We start from the raw sequence: 19,684 nt of genomic DNA on the forward strand, positions 1-19,684 counted from the left end.
ATGCGGCGGCGCGAGATAGTGGCCGTTCGGCCCCGGCTCACGCCAGTTCGCCTGGCCCTCGAGGTTCGCGCCATGGCACGAGGCGCATTCGGCGGCATAGACCTTCTGGCCGAGGGCCAGCCTGGCCGGATCGGCCGCGGTCGGAGCGGGAGCCGGCAGGAGGATCCAGAAGCCGGCGGCCGTCGCAGTGACGGCCATTGCAGCCAAGGCGAGCCGTTTCATCGCATGGCCTCCCCAGCCGTCCGCGACGGCCCTGATCGGCGCGATGCTGCGGCTACCACCGGGCCGCTGTGGCTGGGAGGAAGGGGAAATGTCGAAGCGGCCGCTCGCGGGCGGCGGAGAGGGAAGTCAGGCATGTCTCATCCCGAAATGTCCGCGCGGGGCGCGGATGTCCATGAAAGCCGAGGCGGACTCGGCCGGCTCAGGCGGCGGGACAGGATCGTGGAGGCCGGACCTCGGGCGGAGGATGCCGGCTGGCGGGCAACCGGCTCCAGCCCGGCAGGTGCCGCGCGCGAACCTGGTTTCGGTCGGCCACGCGAACCGGATCCGGCAGCACCGAGGCCATGGTCGCACAGGAGGCTGCGCAATCGAGGGCTTGGATCCCGGCGCCGTCATGTCCGGCATCCGGGCAGCAGGGCGCGGATCCGGTGCCGGCATGGGGCATCGCGACCATGACGTCCTGCGCCATCCGCTCCGCAGCGGAAGTCCTCGCACCGGGGCCGGCCATGAAGGCCATGGCCAGCAGGACGAGGCAGAGAAGCCGCAGGACGAGCACCCGGATCATGGTGTGACCTTACAGCCTCGTCCCGCCCGGCGGTAGTGCGCTCGCACAACCGTCATCGACACGGAGCGCCACAATCTCCTGGTGTTTTTAAAAAGCCCAGGGTGTCATCCCGCGCTCTCCGGTATCAGCCCCCGGAAAGGCCCGTCCGGATCGCTTCCTCGAAGGGCATGTCGGCGGGGGCGGAGAGGGCGCGGGCGGTGATGGCGGCGGCGGCGCGGCGCGCTTCCATCGGCATCTCTCCGGGCAGGGCGCCGAAATCCTCGAGATAGCAGGGCAGGTGCCCGGACAGGAGCAGCCGCCAGTCGAGCGGGAGGTCGGCCCCGAGCCCTTGCGCGAGACGCCAGACGGTCGAGGTGCAGTTGGCAGTGACCGTGTTGTAGAAGGCGGGCCGCGCCGCAAGCTCATTGCCGAGGCCAAGATAGCTCAGGAACAGGCTGCGGCGCTGCCCGGCATCGAGCGCCAGCGGATAGAGATGCAGGTCCTCGCCGCGCTGGTGGGTGCGCAACCGCAGGATGTCGGATTCGTCGGCCGCGATCAGCACCAGTTCGAACTGGCGGAAGAAGCCGCCCAGCACGCTGAAGCTCTCGTCGCGCTCGCGGCGGATCTCGACCGAGAAGACTAGGTGCCGGCCGTCTTCGAAGCCGAAGCTGACCATGAGATGGGCGATGTCGGGGCTGTCCCGGACCGAGGTCAGCATATCCACGCCCGAGATCCGGTCGAGATCGTAGCTGCGCTCCTCCCAGGTCTCGCGGGCGGTGGCGGGGCCGGTCCAGTCGAAGGCACGCACATTCCGCAGGGCGCGGTCGCCCTCGATCCGCGCCGTGACGCCATGGGCCACGTCGGGCGCCCAGTCGCGGTCATCGCGGGGCTCGATCGCCTGGAACCAGAGGCCCGCGGCCAGCGCGCCCAGCCCGAGGACGAGCCATCCGGTCGGCGGCTCGTGGCCCGCAGGCTCAGCGCGGCCCCCGAGGCGCCGCCGAGAACGGCCAGCGCCAGGATGCGGGGCGCCCTCCAGCTGCACCCAGAGCGCCCCCGTCGTCCAGGCGGCACCAGCGGCGAGGAGAAGCACGAAGGCCAGGTGGCCGGCGAGGCGGGCGAGGGCGGGACGGCGCATGGGATCCTCCGTGGAACGGTCGTTCGGAAATCAGGGGCCGTGGGCCGTCGCCCGGAGGCCCGACTCTCCGGAGGGCGACGGGACGGGCAGGCACGTCCGGTACCGGGTCATCCGGCAGGCCGGGTGGGGCGGAAGGTGCCCGGCGCTTATGGACCGGTGTCCGGAAGATGCCGGCCTTGCGGGCCCGAGGTCGGGAAGACCAAGCCTCTGGAGGGGCGGCGGTCGGGAAGATGCCGCCGGACCCTGAAAGCTTGAGGTCGCGAAGGTGCCAAGCCCTTGCAGGCCCGGCGGACGCGATCCTCAGAGACCCTTGGGCGTGCTGACTTCCATCAGCAGCCGCTCGGTGTGGGCTTCCTCGAGCTTGTTGTGCAGGCGCGTCGCCTCTTCACGGTCGCGGACCGACTTGGTGATGGCGGCGGTCGAGTTCACCAGCATCAGGGCCGCCATGGCATAGAAGCCCTTGGTCGAGAAGCTGGCCTCGAGGAAGTAGATACCGCCCGCCATCATGAGGGCGGCGATACCGAAGTTCATGTAGGTGAAGAGGGTCCAGGCGGCGGAGGCGCGGGCGGGAGCGGCGGAGGCGGTGTCGGACATGGTCTGTCTCCGAAGGAAGAGGGCGTCGGCGATGCCGGACGCGGGGAAGAGTGAGCGGAAGCGGGCGCCGACGGCGCCGGACGCGGGGGCGGGGTTTGGCAGGGAAGCGGTTCGGACGGTCGGGACGACCGTCGGGGGCCGGAGCCTCAGGCGCTCCGGGCGCGGAGCCGGGCCAGAACGGCCGCCGCATCGGGGCGGAGCGGCGCGCCGCAGCCGGCGGCGGCCAAGCGGTCGCGCATCGTCTCGGCGGTGCAGCTGGCCGACAGCGCGATCTCGGCCGCACGGGTGGCCTCCGTCATCTGCTGGCGCTCCTCGAGCCGGGCCAGCGTCGCCTCGGCCTCCTCGAGGCTCGCCACAGCCGAGCCCGCCGCGCGGCAATGCACCGCCTGGTTCGTCTGGGTCGCCACCGCGAGCCGCTGGCCGCGCTGCAGGTAGCGCAGGCGGGTCTCGCTGTCCGAGAGCGCCGTGCGCAGCCGGGCGATCTCGGTCTCGTAGGTGGCGAGCGCCCGCGCCTCGAGATCGGCCAGCTGCTCGTCGATCCGCCCGGCGAGGCGCTTCTCGCGCTCGGCATGGGCCATGACCAGCGCCACGTTACGCCGCGCGGCATCGACCGCCTCGGCGCAGTCGCGCAGCTGCTGGCGCAGGATCGGGATCGCGTGAGCGTCGGTCAGCGCCTCGGCCGCGTCGCGGCTCTGGCCGCGGATCAGGGTAATGACGGTTCGGAACATCCTCGGGCTCCTTTGGCGCGCGCCCCGCTTGAGATCCGGGGCGGCGGTTGGTATGAACATCGTTCAAGACTCGGATGTAACAGAGGCATGAACGTTGTTCACGTACTTTCTGAACGCTGTTCATGGATGGAGAGACGGACGGATGGGCAGCATCAGGGAAGAGCGGCGGGCGGATCTGCGGACACGGCTGATCGATGCGGCCGAGACGCAGATCGCGGCGCGCGGTCTGGCCGGGCTCAAGGCGCGCGAGGTGACGGCCGAGGCGGGCTGCGCGCTCGGCGGGCTCTACACGGCATTCGAGGATCTCGACCGGCTGGCCCTGCACGTGAACTCGCGCACGCTCGCCCGGCTGGGCGAGGCCCTGCGCCAAGCGAGTCCCGGCGAGGGACCGCCAGCGACGACCTTGACCGCGCTGGCGCTCGGCTATGTGGCCTTCGCGCGCGAGAACCTCCGGCTCTGGTCGGCGCTCTTCGACCACCGCCTGCCCGAGGGGGTGCCGATGCCCGACTGGCACCGGGCGGATCACCAGGTGCTGATCGAGCGGATCACCGGGCCGCTTTCCGTGCTGCGCCCGGACCTCGGGCCGGAGGCGCTGGAGTTGCGCGCGAAGACGCTCTTCGCCGCGGTGCATGGGGTGGTCGCGCTGGCGCTGCAGGGCCGCTTCACCGGCACCCCGCGCGACCGGCTGGAAAGCGAGGTGACGGCGCTGGTCGCCGCCATGACGCGGGGCCTCGGGACGGGTTGAAGGCGCGGGCGCCCCGTCTCACCCGGTGCGGGGCCTGCCGTGCGATGGCGAGGGGCTGGAATGCCCCGTGGGCACAGCGTCGCGCCTGTGGTTCTGAAAGCCCGTCAGGCGACAAGCTCAGCAGGAAAGGCCGACCGGATGCTCTCCTGCGCCTCAAGAAGCGTCTCTGCATAGCCAATCCCGGGCATCGTCGCGGAGGTGCCGCGCCTGCCGGGCGATCTCGTCCGGCAGAACAAAGACGCCCCAGGGACGGCCCACGGAACAGCAGTAGTCGTGCATTTCAGGAAGGCATGGTCGTGGACGCTGTCGGGCAGCACAATTGCATTAGCCACTCCCATGGCATCGGCCACGATGGTGCCGTGAAGGCTTTCCGAAAAGACGTAGCGGCACTGCGATATGGCCGAGCACACTGCCAGGCTGTCATGGCTGCGCACGTCGATGACCCGGGCGCCGAGGGCCTCGGCCTGCTGGAGGAACAGGGCGATACGCGCGGGATCGGCCCATGTGGAATGATGCGGAACGAGCCCCACATGATCCATCCGGGCAGGACGGAGCAGCATTTCGCCGACGAGAAGTGCAGAATCTCCCTGATGGGAAGCGGGAAGGTTAAGCAAGCCCGCCGTGAGGGGGCCACGCACGGCATGAAGTCTGACATTGCTCAGGAAATCCGTCTTGATCGGCTTCATGCATCCGGTGCCCCAGACATGGATCGGCCGGCCCCGGGCAGAATGCGCGGCCTTCCGGACATGTGGCGGACGATCTCGTAGGAGAGGTGATCCCCGAAATTCGGCGTCTCCCGCCACCAGAAGAGCTTGATCGGATCCATCCGTGACACCCGCCTCCCATCGCCCGCTTCCCCGGGGTCCGTTCAGCTATGCGGCCAGACCGGAGAATTCCAGCCGATTGATCCTCGGGACGTTCGCCTGTACTGGCGCTGCAGACCCCCGGCTGCGGCGCATGGCACCCCGGAGCGCCATTTCTGCATGCCAGACTGGTGGCTGGACATGAACGACACCCTCTACATCCTGCGGGCACATGCCTTCGGACCGATGGAAAGGCTTCTGGCCGAGCGGCTGAAGGCCACGGGTGTCCCGGTAACGGTGGTGGTGGACGAGCGCCGCGGATCGGCGGACACAGCGCCCTTCGACAAGATCGTCCTCGACGGCGCGCGATTGACTCAAATGGGATTTCAGGGCCTGCCCGACAACTGGGCATGGTTCTTCGGCGACCTCTGCTACTACCTCGCGGTGAAGGACCGGCCAAATTTCGATCGATATTGCCTCGTGGAGTCCGATGTCTTCCTGCCCGAACGCGCCGCGTCGCCGTTCGTGGCGTTGCTTGCCGCCCACCCGGCCCGGGCAATAGCTGCGGAACTCGGTCCTGCAAGTGAAAGGCGTCGCTATTCACTCGACCTGGCGCGGTTCGGGCTCGATCCTGGCTGGGGCTGCATCTTCCCGCTTACCCGTCTCGGCCGCGAGGTCGTCGGGACGATGCGAGATCTCCGGGCCGAGCAGTTGCGTCTCCATCCCCGCGCGCGACTGAACGACGAGGCCATCCTCGCAGGCGCGGTACAACGCGGGCGTCATTCTTGGGCGCAGCTCGAGGAGGTGGCGGCCGGTCATGTCGGTGCTGCCACCTTCGCAACCAACCCGCCGCATCTCTTCGAGGCACTTGCCGCAGATCCCGACGAGGATCGGCTCTTTCATCCCGTCGTGACGTTCGAGACGGTGATGGAGCGGCTGCGGACGGGCGACAAGGCCTACTCGCGCTGGCGCCTGCGGAAGATACTGCGCTCCGCTCCGCGCTGGATGAGGGTGGCAATCCGGCATGCGCTGGCGGATCCGTGAGAGGTTGATCGGGATGTGTCCGGCGGGCTTTTTCGCCTGTTTCCTTCCGGCATCGGGACCGCAGACCCCTGCTTCGGGTGGTCACGCCGCGCGAGACATCTGGCAGCGCAACCACCCTTCTTTTTCCGGAACCCGCCACCCTCACCCGCTCGTCTTGGTCACCGGTCGAGAGCGCTGGTTCCCGAGGGCGGTTCACGGAGTCTGCGCGGCCTCCTCTTCGAACTCCGCATAGAGTTCGTCCATGAGATCCTGGCTCTTCCGCATCTGCGCCTCGGCGACAGCTAGGCCCTGGTGGAAGAGGCGCGAGCGCGGATCACGCTGAGCACAGAGAGCTAGGGCGGCTTCCACGCCACGGGGGCCGAACTTGCCGAGTTCGGTGTGGATCCAAGTGCGGGCGATGTGGGCGCCCGTCTTGAAACAGGCCCGCCAGACGTCCGAGGGATAGCCTTTGGCGAGCGCTGCGCCGTCGCTCCTCCGTAGGACCGGCAGTTCGGCCGCCATGGCGCGGCGGCGCATCTCATCGAGATGGACGGGGTCGACGCCCTCGAGGAGGACAGCGTCGAGAAACGGGGCAAGGCGGGGATGCAGGCGGCCTCGCAAAGGTTCATCCTTCTTGTGTGTGACGAGATCGAGACGGTAATTCTCTCCGTCCCAGGTGATGTCACGGCCCTAGAGCAGGCGGCCGTCTTCCAGGCGCAGCGGGATCAGCATCCAGAACGCGAGGGCGAAGGCCTTGTTGCGCTGGCGCGCACGCAGGCTCCGGTTGCCGCGACGGCGGCTGAGCGCCAGGAGTGCGAGGGCATGGCGCCAGCAGGCGCGCATCTCGGGCAGGGCGGCAAGCCGGGCCTCCTTGAGCGGCACGACGCTGCTCAGCGACCGCCGCAGGGATTTCTCGTGACATCGAAGCGCCTCGATGAGCCCTGCATCCTCGCCGGTCCGCTGGGCGAACTGGCGCAGGCGCAGCGTGGCGATGTGCAGCGTTGTCGGACGTGCCCTTCTCCGGATGCGCAGGGCATCCTCGTGCAGGCGGATCCCGGAGATGCCGAGTTCGGGTGTCAGACCGGCTGCGGCGAGCGTGCCGACATAGGCTCGCAGGACCTCCTCCATGCTCTTCACCGTCGACAGGGCAAGTGCCTCGAAGCCGCCGAACGCATCGCCCTGCCGCAGGGCGAGGAGGGCCTCCTGCCAGGATGCGGGCATGTCTTCCAGCGGCACGGAGCAGATCACCTTCCGGGGCGCGCGCGACGTGGCAGGAGTCCGGGGCGGAGCTTTTCGGCGGATCGCCTCGCGCAGGACGAGGAGGACGGCCGGATTGCCGGGGAGGAGTGCCAGCAGTGCCGCTTCGAGACTGCGCAACCGCCGGGTCGAACCGGTGTCCTCCGAGAAGGCCAGGAAATCCTCGGCCGAGGGACTCTCGATGCCGCGCGAGGCGGCAAAGACAAGGAAGCGGTCGAGGACACGCAGATCTTCGAGACCCACCCTGGCCATGCCGGGAAGATCCCGGTAGGGCGCGAAATGCGGCTCGGCGAGGATGGCCTCGGCGCTGCACCAGTCGCAGCGCCGTGACCGGGGCGTCCTGACACCGATCGCTTCCTAGACCATGGCAAGCAGATGGGCATCCTCGGGAAGGCACCTTCCGAGCGCGAGGCGCAGATCGGCGAGGACCCGTGACGAGCCGCCCTTGCTTGCGAAGCGAAGAAGATCGGCTACCCGTGCCACCTCGACACCTTCTGCTTCAGACCATTGCAGGAACCGGTGCAGGCTCCTGAGTTCGCGCGTCGGGAGGTCCGCAAGGCCGAGCAGCCGACGCAGGCCCCTGAATGCGGGACCGGCGAGGATCTCCTCCGGGGTCGAGCGGTCGTATCGCCGCCTGGGAACGGTTTCAGTCATCGTAGAGACCGATCATGAGATCCTGACCCAGTTCCATCATCTTCACCGCGTCGATCCAGCCGTAAAACTTCATGAGCGAGGACACCTCGTCGCCGATCCGGTTGGCGATGACGAGGGCATGCTCGGGATGCTTGTTGAGAAGCAGGCTGGCCGTGCCATGACGGAACATGTGCGGGCACATCGGCAAATGGACGATCCTGCGCATCGCGTTCTTGAACTTGGCTCAGAACCAGCTGTCAGACACCGGTGCGCCAGAGGCTTCCGGGGACGGAAAAAGATAGAGGTTCGACTCAGCACCCGGGATCAGCGGCCGGATCGTCTCGACGAACCAGCGGATGGTCTCGTAGCCGCCCTTGGCGTCCGGCAGGATGTCGAAGCGGATGTCCTGCTTCTTTGACTTCGTGTGGGCCTTCGGGATGAAGACCTTGATCGGCGCCTTGGCTTTTTTAGGCACAGTGATCCAGGCACCCGGACCGTGGAGCGGGGCGGGCCGCACGTTCGAGATCCGCGTCGGCGCGCCGGCGGTCTCGATCGCGGCAAAGCAGCTGACCATGCCGAGCATCGTGGCTTCCGTGCGTTCGCGCGGGGTGAGATCCCGCCCCTTCGCGCCGTCGAGGATGGCCTGGGCTTCGGCACGCAGGGTTGCGAAGGTATGGAGAAACCTGTTCCGGAGATGCTTGCGGGCGAGCAGATCCTCGCAGAACTTGCGGTGTTCCGGCGTCATCTCCTTGTCCGTCCTGCCAGCCAGCTTCAGGTCGCGGTTGTCCCTCGCAGGTTGCAGCACGGCCGATGGATCGTGACCGGTTGCGGCGAGGAACTGTCCGATGGACCTGAGGTACTTTCGGAACACTCCCGTGGTTTCCGCCGGTGAAATCGCACCGGTGTTCCTGTCATCGTCGGCTTGCGCCGACTTCCGTGTCTTCCTTGCTTTCAGCCTGTCACCCTAGCCCTGGAAGTGAGGGTGGAGCATGGATCTCGTCGTTGGTGCGAGGGCGCCAAAGGCCGGTCGAGGCGCAGGGGTTGCGACATAGGCAGGAAGCGGTTGGCCTGCCTGCCACGCCTGGATCTCCGCGCGCCGCCACCGCGTGAGTCTGGCCTGTCCCAACTGGAGCGGCGCCGGCATGCCGGGTGCCTTCTGCCGCTTCCAGCGATGCACGGTCTCGGTGTCGACGCCGAATTCGGCAGCCACCTCTTCGTTCGTCATCAGCGGAGCCGTCAGTTCTGCATGATGCTCCGGCTTCTGCTCTGCGGCCAATTTAAGGCCTGTCCAGATCATCGGCCAGGGCAGGTTCTTGCCGCGGCGCGAAATCTTCAGGGTCTTCAGGATCGGGACAATTGCACGGGCGGATCCGACGTTGAGAACCGACGCAGGGTCTCGCGGCACGCGGCGGGTGGTAGGGTCCGGGGTAGTGTCTGGGTCATCTCTCTGCCTCCGCCAAGGAGAGAGGGAAGAAATCGGCAACTTTCAAATTCCGCGGGAGAATAACCTGCATCGAGAAGCGAGGGCAGGGCGGGGCGCAAGCGTCGGCCTGCCAGTCGGTTAGCCGCCGCACAGGCGGTCGGGATGGGCTGGTCGGGGGCGAAAAAAATCGGCGACAGCGCTTCCGTCCTGCCAGACCGGATCCATCTCGTTCCGGCGACTGCATCTCCGGATGCACCGCCGGGCCGAGATACCGGCCAGTGAGCCACCGCATAGGCGGCTGAGAAAACGGTTGGAAGCCCTCGGGCCCCAGCCGTCGCCCCGCGATACGCGGGGGTAGACCAAAGCCGGCGAAGCCTTTGGGTTCATCGGACGGTGATTGTCCCCCATGAGGGGTTGGGAGATGAAGTGGCAATCCATGCCGCAAATCGACCGGGATAACCTCCATCGAGAGGCGAGGGCAGGGCGGAGCGCAAGCGTCGGCCTGCCGGTCGGAAGCTGCCGCACAGGCGATCGGGATGGGCCGACGGAACTTTTGCAAGACGCATCCGGCGGCGGGCAGACCCGCCGCCTTCGGCTCAGGCACCGACCCCTTCAGATCACGAAGAAGTCCGCAGCCGTCAGGGACAGCCCCGAGGAGAGGGTCGCGATCTGCACCCGTCCGGCGCCGCCGGCCCCGTCCGCATCGTACCAGAGCGCGCCGGTGTCGCGCTCGTAGATGATCCGGTCGGTGGCATCCGTCGCCTGGCCCGAGAGGTTGGAGGCGAAGGCCACATTGCGCAGGGCGCCCTCGGAGAGGCCGCGGAAGATCCTGTCCTCCAGATGCATCACGTCGGCGGCAACGTTGAAATCGGTGATCCGGTCGACGTTGCCGCCTCCGGGCCGGGTGTTGAAGACGAAGGTGTCGCGCCCTGCACCCCCGATCATCACGTCGGCGCCGTCGCCCCCGGTCATCGTGTCGTTGCCCGCCCCGCCGATCAGCCGGTCGCGCCCGTCGCCTCCGTTCAGCCTGTCGTTGCCCCCCAGCCCCTCGAGCCGGTTCGCCCCGCGATTGCCGGTGAGGGTGTTCGCAAGCCCGCTGCCCGTGCCTGCGAGCGCGGCGCTTCCGGTCAGCACCAGCCGCTCGACATTCGCGTCCAGCGTCCAGGAGAGGCTGCTCCGGACCGTGTCGATCCCGCCGCGCGCCGCCTCGACCGTGCGGTCCCCGGCATGGTCGACGACATAGGTGTCGTTGCCGCCGCCACCCAGCATCCGGTCGCGGCCGCCGCCGCCGTTCAGGACGTCGTTCCCCGCGCCGCCACCCAGGATGTCGTTGCCGCCGTGGCCCTCGAGCCGGTCATTGCCCGCGCGGCCCTCGATCCGCTCGGCATTGGCCGTGCCCGCCAGCCGGTCGTTGCCGCCGGTGCCGCGGAGCGTGCCGTCGATGATGGTGGCCACCCCCACCGGCACCGGCGTCGCCGAGGAGATCTGGCTCGGGAAGGGCGGCACGAGCCGCAGACTGAAGCTCTCGGTATTCTCGAGCGCGAGGTCGTCCGCGATGGGGATGCGGATCTCGGCCGTGGTCTGGCCGGGCCGGAAGACCACCTCGCCCGAGCGGGCGGTGAAGTCGCTGCCCGCGCGCGCCGTGCCGGCGAGGGTCTGGAAGTCGATGGCGATGCGTTCGGTCGAGGGGCTGGAGAGTTCGACGACGAAGACCGCGACGCGGCCGCCCGGCCCCTCCTGCACCGTGGCATTGCCGACGGCGACGGTGCGGTTGAGCCCAACCCCGTCATCGTCGAGCGCCCAGCCGGTGGCCGAGAGGGTCCGGTTGCCGCCGCCGAAGCTGGCGCCGCGCAGGTTGCTCAGGTCGAGGAAGACGCTCTCGTCAAGCTCGTTGTCGCCGTCCGAGCGGGCATAGATCCGCACAGTGCGCACCGTCTCGCCGGGGGCGAAGGTCAGCGTGCCCGCGAAGGGGTCGCCGCCGTAGTTGGTGAAATCGGTGTCGAGCATGCCCGTGCCGGAACGGAACTGGAAATCCACGCTCACCTCATCGGTCGCGGCCTCCGAAAGCCGCACGACGAAGGTCACGTAGTCGCCCTCGAAGGTGCGGTCGCCCTCGACCAACAGCACCGGCCTCGCCCCGTCGTCGTTCAGCACCTCGGCCGTGCCCGTCGCCCCGGCCACATCATGCGCCCCGGTGATGGCGAGGCCGAAGGTCTCGCCCGCCTCGACCGCCCGGTCGTTGATCAGGTTCACCGCCACTGTGGCCTCGGTCTGGCCGGCGAGGAAGGTCACCGTCCCGGTGCGGGCCACATAGTCCGAGCCCGCCCGGGCCGAGCCGTCGTAGGTCGTGTAGGTGAAGCTGCGGTCGGTGGTGAAGGCTTCCGAGAGCGTCAGCGTGAAGCGCGCCTGCCCGCCGGCCTCCTCGGTCACCACCGGGTTCGAGACCGCGAGCGCGCGGTCCACGCCCACCCCGTCGTCGTCGAGCGCCCAGCCGGCGGTGACGAGGGTGTGGATGTTGTCGCCGAACCGCGCGCCCGTGGGCTCGCTGAGTTCGAGGAAGACGCTCTGGTCGGTCTCCTCGATGCTGTCCGAGCGGGCGTAGATCCGCACCGTGCGCACCGTCTCGCCGGGGGCGAAGGTCAGCATGCCTGAAAAGGGGTCGCCGCCGTAGTTGGTGAAATCCGTGGCGAGCATCCCCGTGCCGGAACGGAACCGGAAGTCCACGCTTACCGCATCGGTCGCGGCCTCCGAAAGCCGCACGAGGAAGGTCACGTAGTCGCCCTCGAAGGTGCTGTCGCCCTCGACCGACAGCACCGGCAGCGCGCCGTCGTCGTTCAGCACCTCGGCCGTGCCCGTGACGCCGGGCAAGTCATGAGCCCCGGTGATGGCGAGGCCGAAGGTCTCGCCCGCCTCGACCGCCCGGTCGTTGATCAGGTTCACCGCAACCGTGGCCTCGGTCTGGCCGGCGAGGAAGGTCACTGTCCCGGTGCGGGCCACGTAATCCGAGCCCGCCCGGGCCGAGCCGTCGTAGGTCGTGTAGGTGAAGCTGCGGTCGGTGGTGAAGGCTTCGGACAGGCTCAGCGTGAAGACCGCCTGTCCCCCGGCTTCCTCGGTCACCACCGGGTTCGAGACAGCGAGCGCGCGGTCCAGGCCCACCCCGTCGTCGTCGAGCACCCAGCCTGCGGTGACGAGGGTGTGGATGTTGTCGCCGAAGCTGGCGTCTCCCGTGGGCTCGCTGAGTTCGAGGAAGACGCTCTGGTCGGTTTCGTCGGCACTGTCCGAGCGGGCATAGATCCGGATCGTGCGCGACGTCTCGCCCGGGGCGAAGGTCAGCGTGCCCGAGAAGGGGTCGCCGCCGTAGTTGGTGAAATCCGTGGCGAGCAGCCCCGTGCCCGAGCGGAACCGGAAGTCCATGCTCACCGCGTCCGTGGCGGGCTCGGAGAGGGACACCGTGAAGACGAGATAGGCGGCCTCGGGGGAAGGAGTGCTGGTGACGGTGATGATGCTGGTCATGAAAAACGGGTCCCTTTGAGAATCTGCGAGGAAAGAACTCGCCGGAAAGTCTGCATGACGGACGCCCCGTTTTCAAAGGACGAAGGGGAGATGCCCCGTGTTTTTCCTTTTTTCAGAAGGGGATAGTTCTTTCCGACAGGGGGGAATTGCGCCCTTTGGGCAGGGGCGTCACGACCTTCGGCCGCGTTCCGCACATGCGGATATGGTCATCGCGGGCATCGTTCGGTCACCCGTCCCGCTTCTGCGGGCGAGGATCCGGTCAGGCCGGGACTGGGCGGAAGCCGTCCGGACGCCGGGACCCGGAGGAGGCGGCCTGCGGCTTCCGGCTCATGCGGTGAGGAACTGGCGGACGAACTCGGTCCGGGGCCGGGCGCGGATCTCGGAGGGGCGGCCGATCTGCTCGATCCGGCCCATCGACATGACCACGACGAGGTCGGCGAGCTCCATCGCCTCATCCTGGTCGTGGGTGACGAAGACGGTGGTCAGGCCGGTCTCGTCGTGGATGTCGCGCAGGCCCTGGCGCAGTTCCTTCCTCACGCGGGCATCGAGCGCGCCGAAGGGCTCGTCGAGGAGCAGCATCCGCGGCTCGATCGCCAGCGCCCGGGCGAGGGCGACCCTCTGGCGCTGGCCGCCCGACAGCTGCGCCGGGTAGCGGCGGGCGATGTCGGGCAACTGGATCAGCCCGAGCAGCCGGTGGACCCGGCGGTCGATCTCGGCCCCGGTGGGCCGGCTGCGGCGCGGGCGGGCGCGCAGCCCGTAGGCCACGTTCTCGAAGACGGTCATGTGGCGGAAGAGCGCGTAGCTCTGGAAGACGAAGCCCGCGCGCCGCTCCTGCACCGTCAGGCCCGTCGCATCCTGCCCGTCGAAGAGCACCCGGCCCGAGGTGGGGAACTCGAGCCCGCCGAGGATCCTGAGGAGCGTGGTCTTGCCTGAACCGGAAGGTCCGAGCAGCGCGATCAGCGCCCCCGAGGGGATCGAGAGGCTCACGGGGTGGAGCGCGGTGGTGGGGCCGAAGGACTTGGCGATCTCGTCGATCTCGATATGCACGAGGCCTCTCCTCAATGGCGGTGGGTGGCGGCGAGCTGGTCGGCATAGCGCCATTCCAGCGCCGATTTCAGCGTGAGCGTGACGAGGGCGAGGGCTGCCAGCAAAGCCGCCATCGCGAAGGCAGCGACCGAGAGATATTCGTTGTAGAACATCTCGATCATGATCGGCATCGTGGTGGTCTTGCCGCGGATCTTGCCCGAGACCACCGCCACCGCGCCGAATTCGCCCATGGCGCGGGCGTTGCACAGAAGCACGCCATAGAGCAGCGCCCAGCGGATGTTGGGCAGCGTCACGGTCAGGAAGGTCCGCCAGCCGGAGGCGCCCAAGGTCAGCGCCGCCTCCTCCTCGGCGCGGCCCTGCTCGGTCATGATCGGGATCAGCTCGCGCGCGACGAAGGGGAAGGTGATGAAGAGCGTGGCGAGCACGATGCCCGGCACCGCGAAGACGATCGGATAACCTTGCGCCACGAGCCAGGCGCCGAGCGCGGAATTGGCCCCGAAGAGCAGCACGAAGGCGAGGCCCGCCACCACCGGCGAGACCGAGAAGGGCAGGTCGATCAGCGTGATGAGGATCGCCTTGCCGCGCCAGTCGAACTTGGTGACGGCCCAGGCGGCGGCGAGGCCCGCGGCGGCGTTCAGCGGCACCGCCACCGCGGCCACGGTGAGGGTGAGGCGGATCGCGGCCAGCGCGTCGCGGTTGCCGAGGGCGGTCACGGCGGCGGCAAGGCCCTCGCGCAGCGCCTCGGCGAAGACCGCGGCCAGCGGCGCCAGCACGAGGAGCGCGAGAAGCCCGAGCGTGCCCGCGATCAGCAGGCGGCGCAGCCAGGCGGGCTCGGCCGTGGCGGCGCGGGGCAGGCGGCGGGCGGGAGAGAGGGGGAAATGCGTCATGGCTCAGACCGCGCCCATGCGGCGCCGGCTCCAGATCTGGACGAGGTTGATGGCGAAGAGGAGCGCGAAGGAGATGCCGAGCATGGCAAGCGCGATGGCCACCGCACCGTCATAGTCGAACTCCTCGAGCCGGATGACGATGAGGAGGGGGGCGATCTCGGTCTGCATCGGCAGGTTGCCCGCGATGAAGATGACCGAGCCGTATTCGCCCACCGCGCGGGCCAGCGCCAGGGCGAAGCCGGTGAGCAGCGCCGGGGCGAGCATGGGCAGGATGACCCTGGCGAAGGTTCGCGCCCGCGAGGCGCCGAGCGTGGCCGAGGCCTCCTCGACCTCGCGGTCGATCTCCTCGATCACCGGCTGGACCGAGCGGACGACGAAGGGCAGGCCCACGAAGATCAGCGCGAGCCAGATGCCGGCCTCGGTATAGGCCACGCGGATCCCCAAGGGCTCAAGGAGCCGCCCGATCGCCCCGTTCGGCGCATAGAGCGCGGTGAGCGCGATGCCCGCCACCGCGGTGGGCAGGGCGAAGGGCAGATCGACCGCCGCATCGACGAGACGGCGGCCCGGAAAGCGGTAGCGCGCCAGCACCCAGGCCAGCGCCAGGCCGAAGACGAGGTTGATCGCCGCCGCCCCGAGCGCCGCGCGGAACGAGAGCGCCAGCGCCGCCTGCACCCGCTCGCGCGCAAGCAGCGCCGCCACATCGGCGGGTCCGATCTGCGCCCCCCGGAGGAGGAGCGCGCCGATCGGCAGCAGCACGACGAGCGAGAGCGCCGTCAGCGTGATCCCCATGGCGAGGCCGAAGCCCGGCAGGGGCGAGGGGGCGCGGAGGGCGCGCATCCTATTTCGCCTCGTAGATCTGGTCGAAGGTGCCGCCGTCGCCGAAGTGCTCGGGCTGCGCCTTGCCCCATCCGCCGAAGTGGCCGATGTCGACCAGTTGCAGGTCCGGGAAGCGCTTCACATCCGCAGGATCGGCGGCCGATGTGTCCCAGGCGCGGTAATAATGCTTGTAGGCCAGCGCCTGCCCCTCGGGCGTGTAGAGGAAATCGAGGTAGGCGCGGGCCAGTTCGCGCTGCCCGTCCGAGGCGAGATTGCCCTCGACCAGTGCCACCGGCGGCTCGGCCCGGATCGAGAGCGAGGGGACGACGATCTCGAACCGGTCGGGCCCGAGTTCCTCCAACGCGAGCCAGGCCTCGTTCTCCCAGGCCAGCAGCACGTCGCCGAGGCCGCGCTGCACGAAGGTCGTGGTGGCCCCGCGCGCGCCGGTGTCGAGCACCGGCACATGGGCATAGAGGTCATGGAGGAAGGCCTTCGGATCCTGCCCGTTCTTCTCGGCCCAGGCCCAGGCCGCGAGGTAGTTCCAGCGCGCCCCGCCGCTGGTCTTGGGATTGGGCGTGATGACCTGCACGTCCTCCTTCACCAGATCGCCCCAGTCGGCGATCCCCTTCGGATTGCCCGCCCGCACGAGGAAGACGATGGTTGAGGTATAGGGCGAGGAATTGTGCGGCAGCCGGCCCTGCCAGTCGGCCGGGATCCTGTCCGACCTGGCCGCGATCGCGTCGATGTCCGAGGCGAGCGCCAGCGTCACCACCTGCGCATCGAGCCCGTCGATCACCGCCCGCGCCTGCGCGCCCGAGCCGCCGTGGCTGGTCTCGATCTCGGGTGCCTCGTGGCCCTCAGCCTCCCAGGCCCGGGCGAAGGCCTCGTTCACGTCGCGGTAGAGCTCGCGCGTGGGGTCGTAGCTCACGTTCAGAAGGGTCTCGGCCCGCGCGGGGGCGCCGAGGGCCATCGCCAGCGCGATACCGGCTGCGGCGAGGCGGGGAAGGGAACGGGTCATCTGTCTCTCCTGTCGAGGATCCGCCGGCCTCTCGGGCCGGCGCCTGTCCGGCCTCAGGGGCGCGGGTCGCGCGGGTGGCCGCCCACCGGCGTCATCTCGGCCCGCCAGAGCTGCGGGTCGCGGTTCCGGAGCAGCGAGGCGAGCCCTTCGGCCGCATCCCGCGTGTAGATCACCAGCGGCAGGCCGTTCAGCCGCAGCACCTCGCCCGTCTCGCGGTGGACGAGATGCAGGCTCCAGACCGGACCCTGCGGGGCGGCCAGTCGGGCCCTTCGGCCGAAGTCGCCCCGTCCGCCCGTCCGGGCGGCCTCTTCGAAACGGCCCCGCCGGAGGTGGCCGGCCTCGCCCTCGCGGGTCTCCCTCTGCCCGAACCCTGCGGGTGGACGGCTCTCGATCGCTCTCGCTTCCATGGTCGTCTCCTTCGCTGTCGACGGGCTGTTTCCGTCCCGACAATTACGACAGGAGAAGTCGTGTATGGCAACAGAAAATATCTACTGGTCTTGTCGTGTTTCCGGGGAAGAAAATTCCCCGGAGCCGACACGACCTGCCGGCGGACATTTTTCACGTTGCTTTTCAGCTAATTGAAGGACATGCCGCGACGGCTGCGGAGCGGACCTTCCCGCGTCCTGCCTGCCTGGAAAAGAGGCGAAGGCGGCCGTTCCGCTCAGAGACCGGCGGCCGAATCCGAGTCGGAGGAGGGCCGGGTGGGGGCTGCGAGTATCTGCTCGGCCGCGGCCGGCACGCCCACGAGGTCGGCGAGCGTGAGCGAGTCGATCAGCACCAGGTAGGACCAGAAGATCTCGGCGAAGACCTTGCGGATCCGGCAGGAGGCCTCGTCGGTGCAGTCGTCGCATTTCTGGTAGGAGCGGCGCGAGAGGCAGGGCAGGGGGGCGATCGGCCCGTCGATCATCCGCAGAAGCTCGCTCAGCGGCACCTGCGCCGGCTCCTTGATCAGCAGGTAGCCGCCCGAGCGCCCGCGCGTGCTGGCGATGTAGCCCGCGTTGCGGATGTCGAGCAGGATGTGCTCGAGGAACCGCTTGGGCGTGCCCGACCGCTGCGCGATATCCTCGATCCGCAGGGGCCGCCGCTCGCCCGTGCGTTCCTCGGCAAGGACCATGAGGGCCTTCAGCGCGTATTTCATCTTCTGGGTGATCATGTCCCGAACCTATGGGCCGGGCGGCACGATCACAAGAAAGATCATCGGATCGGTCGTGTTTTCAGGGGAAAGCAGGCGGGACCGCCGGGACGCCCCGGGGAAAGTTGCGCCGCAGGCAGACAGCCAGGCAGGATGCCGGGACCGCCCTGAAACGTCGCCTCTATGCGGAAAAGCCTCGGCCACCGGACCGCGGAAGGGTCCGTCGGAGGATGTCCTACGGGCCGCTCCGGGCGGAGGGGCAGCCGCCCAGGACTTCAGGAGAGGCGCTTGGCCTGGCTCCGGAAGAGGGCGACCGCGCGATAGATGTTGCGCCGCGCGTCGGCGATGGGCTGGGTGCCGGCGGCCGCGGGCTGGGGCTCGGTATGCTGCCAGTGGCGGCCGATCCGGGCGATCCAGTGATCGCCGTGATCTTCGAAGTGGAAGGGCAGCATGCCGTCCACCGTTCCCTTTGCCTCGACCGGTCCATTCCCGGTCATGATGTCGAATTCAAGTGCCATGATCTTCTTTCTCTTGGCGGCGCCTGCCGCGTCGTTGGGCGGGAAACCACCGCCATGCTTCATCTAATGAAGGGATTTTTCGTCCAGCTTCTCCCGAAAGCGCAGGGCCTCGGGAAGCTGGATGAAATATAGGGGCCGGATCCCCCGCTTCAACCGCCCGGGTTGCAGGCAGGATCGCGGGGCGTGCGTCCCGGCGCGCCGCGGGACGCGCCGGCCCGGAAACCGGGCCGAGCAGCGCAGCAGGAAATCCCGGTCATTCCACCTCCCGGACCCCGCGAAGCCAGGCTATCTCACGTTCGGCGGCGACGAGGTCGGCCACACGGTGCGACGCGTCAAGCGCATCGCGCATCAGCCGGCCGATCTCGGCGACGGGCTCCGCCCCCTCGTCCGGACCTTGCGGCTGGAGTCGGACCAGTTCTCCGACGAACAGCTGGAGTTCCTCCCACGCGCGCTCGCTAAGCAGGCGGCGACGCCTGATGTGAGGCGACAACATCTTCAGTTGCTCCTGAAGCGGGTTGAAGAGGTGGGTGGGCAGCAGCGCCACGAGCGCCATCGCCCGGCGTGCGGCAGCGACGCCATCGGCGGCAAGCTCCTCGAGACGCTCAAAGTCGGGGCGCGGAGCGTCGCCCGAAAAGTGGATGACGCGGTGGTTGTTCTGCGCGGGGATCGTGGTCGGAATGTTCATGACGAGTCCTTGTGTATGAAGGAGCGCGGGCAGGGTGTCGCCTTGCCCGCGGAATGTGCGGAAGAAATCAGCGCTCGGAGGCGACGCGGCGGGAGCGGATGGTCTCGACCACAAATGACCGCTTCGGCGCCTCACTGCGCCTTGCGCGTTCCTCCGCTACCTCGCGGCGGCGCTCGGCCCGCTGGTCGGCCGCAATGTCGGCTTCAGCATGGATGCGGGCGCGGACGGCCTGGAGCCGCTCGAACCCGGTACCGGCAAGCCGGCCGATCTTCGGCGTTCCGGCCTCGCGCGAGACGATGAAGCCGGGATGATCGGCCGAAACAGCGAGCCGCCGCAGTCCGATGAAGCGCGTGGGCCTGTGTAGTCCTGCCGCGGCGCAGGCCACCGAACTGGCTATGCGCACCTCGTAGCCGCGATTGCGCCCACTCACGACCGTGGTGCCGTAAGCGAGCGTGATGCGCGGGACACTATCCGTGGGCTCCACCTCGAGGACGAGGCAGGGCCGCTTCTTCGGCGGCACGTTTTCCACATCTTCAACGGGGAAGCGGAAGCTGACGATATCGCCAACTGCCAGCGTCTGGCGCCAGTCAGCAGGGACGAGCGCCGGATCAGGCGAAACCGGCGGCAGGAAAGGAAGATCCGCATTAGCGGCGGACGGCGGAAGAGGAGAAGCGTCGAGCATCGGGTGACTCCGTGTGGGACCATCAACGCCACCACCGTCTCCACCCTCACTTGGGGCGTCCGGATCCAGCGGCGCGTCGCCAACAGCGCGCCGGTGGAGCCGACAGCCCCCGCGCCCTCGAGGCGCATCAGCCGGAGGGGAAAGGGGAGGCGGCCAGCGCTCCCCATTCCGATAAAGCCGACGAACATTTCGGGATCGAGCGGTATCCGGCCTCGGATACCGATAATGCACAACTGCCCGGCGAAGAGGACCGGAAGGCCTTCCGGTCCCGGATGCCGGCGA

The 19,684-nt window shown here is 68.7% G+C and carries 23 protein-coding genes; 2 read left to right on the plus strand and 21 right to left on the minus strand.

Going from position 1 to position 19,684, the window contains the following annotated elements; genetic code table 11:
* The 5 genes from ACTVZP_RS20850 to ACTVZP_RS20870 form a co-directional block, all read right to left on the minus strand.
* Positions 1 to 222 (minus strand): c-type cytochrome (locus tag ACTVZP_RS20850; RefSeq protein ID WP_443214078.1); only part of this gene is annotated, 222 nt, incomplete at its 3' end.
* A gap of 199 nt (positions 223 to 421) precedes the next feature.
* Positions 422 to 784 (minus strand): hypothetical protein, encoded by a 363-nt coding sequence (locus ACTVZP_RS20855; RefSeq protein ID WP_443214079.1) that lies wholly within the window; start codon positions 782 to 784, stop codon positions 422 to 424.
* A gap of 124 nt (positions 785 to 908) precedes the next feature.
* A complete protein-coding gene (locus ACTVZP_RS20860) occupies positions 909 to 1,898 on the minus strand; it encodes an Lnb N-terminal periplasmic domain-containing protein (RefSeq protein ID WP_443214080.1) in 990 nt (329 codons plus the stop codon).
* Positions 1,899 to 2,198: 300 nt separating this feature from the next.
* Entirely contained in the window at positions 2,199 to 2,492 is a 294-nt protein-coding gene (locus ACTVZP_RS20865; protein ID WP_443214081.1) for a YiaA/YiaB family inner membrane protein, read from the minus strand.
* Positions 2,493 to 2,638: 146 nt separating this feature from the next.
* Entirely contained in the window at positions 2,639 to 3,220 is a 582-nt protein-coding gene (locus ACTVZP_RS20870; protein WP_443214082.1) for a PspA/IM30 family protein, read from the minus strand.
* A 142-nt stretch (positions 3,221 to 3,362) separates the two neighbouring features.
* On the opposite strand from ACTVZP_RS20870, the gene ACTVZP_RS20875 reads away from it, so the two are divergent.
* Complete coding sequence (locus tag ACTVZP_RS20875) at positions 3,363 to 3,965, plus strand: TetR/AcrR family transcriptional regulator (RefSeq protein ID WP_443214083.1); 603 nt, start codon at positions 3,363 to 3,365, stop codon at positions 3,963 to 3,965.
* Between the two features lie 104 nt (positions 3,966 to 4,069).
* Here ACTVZP_RS20875 and ACTVZP_RS20880 read toward each other — a convergent pair whose 3' ends face one another.
* Positions 4,070 to 4,837 (minus strand): polysaccharide pyruvyl transferase family protein, encoded by a 768-nt coding sequence (locus tag ACTVZP_RS20880; protein ID WP_443214111.1) that lies wholly within the window; start codon positions 4,835 to 4,837, stop codon positions 4,070 to 4,072.
* 111 nt (positions 4,838 to 4,948) lie between these two features.
* On the opposite strand from ACTVZP_RS20880, the gene ACTVZP_RS20885 reads away from it, so the two are divergent.
* A complete protein-coding gene (locus ACTVZP_RS20885; RefSeq protein ID WP_443214084.1) occupies positions 4,949 to 5,812 on the plus strand; it encodes a hypothetical protein in 864 nt (287 codons plus the stop codon).
* 192 nt (positions 5,813 to 6,004) lie between these two features.
* Here the strand turns inward: ACTVZP_RS20885 and ACTVZP_RS20890 are convergent, their stop codons facing one another.
* The 15 genes from ACTVZP_RS20890 to ACTVZP_RS20960 form a co-directional block, all read right to left on the minus strand.
* On the minus strand, positions 6,005 to 6,412 hold the full coding sequence (locus tag ACTVZP_RS20890) for a hypothetical protein (protein WP_443214085.1): 408 nt from the start codon (positions 6,410 to 6,412) through the stop codon (positions 6,005 to 6,007).
* Between the two features lie 69 nt (positions 6,413 to 6,481).
* Positions 6,482 to 7,300: a hypothetical protein gene (locus tag ACTVZP_RS20895; RefSeq protein WP_443214086.1), complete on the minus strand. Its 819-nt coding sequence runs from the start codon at positions 7,298 to 7,300 to the stop codon at positions 6,482 to 6,484.
* Positions 7,301 to 7,405: 105 nt separating this feature from the next.
* Positions 7,406 to 7,702, minus strand: coding sequence for a hypothetical protein (locus ACTVZP_RS20900; RefSeq protein WP_443214087.1), 297 nt, complete (start codon positions 7,700 to 7,702; stop codon positions 7,406 to 7,408).
* Positions 7,695 to 7,871 carry a hypothetical protein gene (locus tag ACTVZP_RS20905; protein ID WP_443214088.1) on the minus strand — a complete coding sequence of 59 codons (177 nt, stop codon included), beginning with the start codon at positions 7,869 to 7,871 and terminating at the stop codon, positions 7,695 to 7,697. Before ACTVZP_RS20905 ends, ACTVZP_RS20900 begins: the two co-directional genes overlap by 8 nt.
* Before the next feature lie 54 nt (positions 7,872 to 7,925).
* On the minus strand, positions 7,926 to 8,552 hold the full coding sequence (locus ACTVZP_RS20910) for a hypothetical protein (RefSeq protein ID WP_443214089.1): 627 nt from the start codon (positions 8,550 to 8,552) through the stop codon (positions 7,926 to 7,928).
* Between the two features lie 1,164 nt (positions 8,553 to 9,716).
* Positions 9,717 to 12,617, minus strand: a complete 2,901-nt coding sequence (locus ACTVZP_RS20915; protein ID WP_443214090.1) for a Calx-beta domain-containing protein — start codon at positions 12,615 to 12,617, stop codon at positions 9,717 to 9,719.
* A gap of 327 nt (positions 12,618 to 12,944) precedes the next feature.
* Positions 12,945 to 13,664 carry a sulfate/molybdate ABC transporter ATP-binding protein gene (locus tag ACTVZP_RS20920; RefSeq protein ID WP_443214091.1) on the minus strand — a complete coding sequence of 240 codons (720 nt, stop codon included), beginning with the start codon at positions 13,662 to 13,664 and terminating at the stop codon, positions 12,945 to 12,947.
* Positions 13,665 to 13,675: 11 nt separating this feature from the next.
* On the minus strand, positions 13,676 to 14,551 hold the full coding sequence (cysW, locus tag ACTVZP_RS20925; RefSeq protein ID WP_443214092.1) for a sulfate ABC transporter permease subunit CysW: 876 nt from the start codon (positions 14,549 to 14,551) through the stop codon (positions 13,676 to 13,678).
* 3 nt (positions 14,552 to 14,554) lie between these two features.
* Positions 14,555 to 15,388: a sulfate ABC transporter permease subunit CysT gene (gene cysT / locus ACTVZP_RS20930; RefSeq protein WP_443214093.1), complete on the minus strand. Its 834-nt coding sequence runs from the start codon at positions 15,386 to 15,388 to the stop codon at positions 14,555 to 14,557.
* A 1-nt stretch (position 15,389) separates the two neighbouring features.
* Positions 15,390 to 16,385, minus strand: a complete 996-nt coding sequence (locus ACTVZP_RS20935; RefSeq protein WP_443214094.1) for a sulfate ABC transporter substrate-binding protein — start codon at positions 16,383 to 16,385, stop codon at positions 15,390 to 15,392.
* A 53-nt stretch (positions 16,386 to 16,438) separates the two neighbouring features.
* Complete coding sequence (locus tag ACTVZP_RS20940) at positions 16,439 to 16,792, minus strand: hypothetical protein (protein WP_443214095.1); 354 nt, start codon at positions 16,790 to 16,792, stop codon at positions 16,439 to 16,441.
* 254 nt (positions 16,793 to 17,046) lie between these two features.
* Complete coding sequence (locus ACTVZP_RS20945; RefSeq protein ID WP_443214096.1) at positions 17,047 to 17,538, minus strand: RrF2 family transcriptional regulator; 492 nt, start codon at positions 17,536 to 17,538, stop codon at positions 17,047 to 17,049.
* A gap of 254 nt (positions 17,539 to 17,792) precedes the next feature.
* Complete coding sequence (locus tag ACTVZP_RS20950) at positions 17,793 to 18,035, minus strand: hypothetical protein (RefSeq protein ID WP_443214097.1); 243 nt, start codon at positions 18,033 to 18,035, stop codon at positions 17,793 to 17,795.
* Between the two features lie 253 nt (positions 18,036 to 18,288).
* Complete coding sequence (locus ACTVZP_RS20955; RefSeq protein ID WP_443214098.1) at positions 18,289 to 18,720, minus strand: hypothetical protein; 432 nt, start codon at positions 18,718 to 18,720, stop codon at positions 18,289 to 18,291.
* 67 nt (positions 18,721 to 18,787) lie between these two features.
* Positions 18,788 to 19,402 (minus strand): hypothetical protein, encoded by a 615-nt coding sequence (locus tag ACTVZP_RS20960; protein WP_443214099.1) that lies wholly within the window; start codon positions 19,400 to 19,402, stop codon positions 18,788 to 18,790.
* Positions 19,403 to 19,684 lie beyond the last annotated feature (282 nt).

It is taken from the genome of Rhodobacter sp. NSM (genome assembly GCF_052244495.1).
In the GTDB taxonomy this organism is placed as follows: domain Bacteria; phylum Pseudomonadota; class Alphaproteobacteria; order Rhodobacterales; family Rhodobacteraceae; genus Cereibacter_A.

Coding starts and splice junctions, on each gene's coding strand:
- ACTVZP_RS20935 (WP_443214094.1), bottom strand. CDS start 16,385: ATGACCCGTTCCCTTCCCCGCCTCGCCGCAGCCGGTATCGCGCTGGCG.
- ACTVZP_RS20870 (WP_443214082.1), bottom strand. CDS start 3,220: ATGTTCCGAACCGTCATTACCCTGATCCGCGGCCAGAGCCGCGACGCG.
- ACTVZP_RS20950 (WP_443214097.1), bottom strand. CDS start 18,035: ATGGCACTTGAATTCGACATCATGACCGGGAATGGACCGGTCGAGGCA.
- ACTVZP_RS20895 (WP_443214086.1), bottom strand. CDS start 7,300: ATGGCCAGGGTGGGTCTCGAAGATCTGCGTGTCCTCGACCGCTTCCTT.
- cysT (WP_443214093.1), bottom strand. CDS start 15,388: ATGCGCGCCCTCCGCGCCCCCTCGCCCCTGCCGGGCTTCGGCCTCGCC.
- ACTVZP_RS20940 (WP_443214095.1), bottom strand. CDS start 16,792: ATGGAAGCGAGAGCGATCGAGAGCCGTCCACCCGCAGGGTTCGGGCAG.
- ACTVZP_RS20860 (WP_443214080.1), bottom strand. CDS start 1,898: ATGCGCCGTCCCGCCCTCGCCCGCCTCGCCGGCCACCTGGCCTTCGTG.
- ACTVZP_RS20960 (WP_443214099.1), bottom strand. CDS start 19,402: ATGCTCGACGCTTCTCCTCTTCCGCCGTCCGCCGCTAATGCGGATCTT.
- ACTVZP_RS20865 (WP_443214081.1), bottom strand. CDS start 2,492: ATGTCCGACACCGCCTCCGCCGCTCCCGCCCGCGCCTCCGCCGCCTGG.
- ACTVZP_RS20900 (WP_443214087.1), bottom strand. CDS start 7,702: ATGACTGAAACCGTTCCCAGGCGGCGATACGACCGCTCGACCCCGGAG.
- ACTVZP_RS20875 (WP_443214083.1), top strand. CDS start 3,363: ATGGGCAGCATCAGGGAAGAGCGGCGGGCGGATCTGCGGACACGGCTG.
- ACTVZP_RS20885 (WP_443214084.1), top strand. CDS start 4,949: ATGCCAGACTGGTGGCTGGACATGAACGACACCCTCTACATCCTGCGG.
- cysW (WP_443214092.1), bottom strand. CDS start 14,551: ATGACGCATTTCCCCCTCTCTCCCGCCCGCCGCCTGCCCCGCGCCGCC.
- ACTVZP_RS20915 (WP_443214090.1), bottom strand. CDS start 12,617: ATGACCAGCATCATCACCGTCACCAGCACTCCTTCCCCCGAGGCCGCC.
- ACTVZP_RS20855 (WP_443214079.1), bottom strand. CDS start 784: ATGATCCGGGTGCTCGTCCTGCGGCTTCTCTGCCTCGTCCTGCTGGCC.
- ACTVZP_RS20905 (WP_443214088.1), bottom strand. CDS start 7,871: ATGTTCCGTCATGGCACGGCCAGCCTGCTTCTCAACAAGCATCCCGAG.
- ACTVZP_RS20945 (WP_443214096.1), bottom strand. CDS start 17,538: ATGATCACCCAGAAGATGAAATACGCGCTGAAGGCCCTCATGGTCCTT.
- ACTVZP_RS20955 (WP_443214098.1), bottom strand. CDS start 18,720: ATGAACATTCCGACCACGATCCCCGCGCAGAACAACCACCGCGTCATC.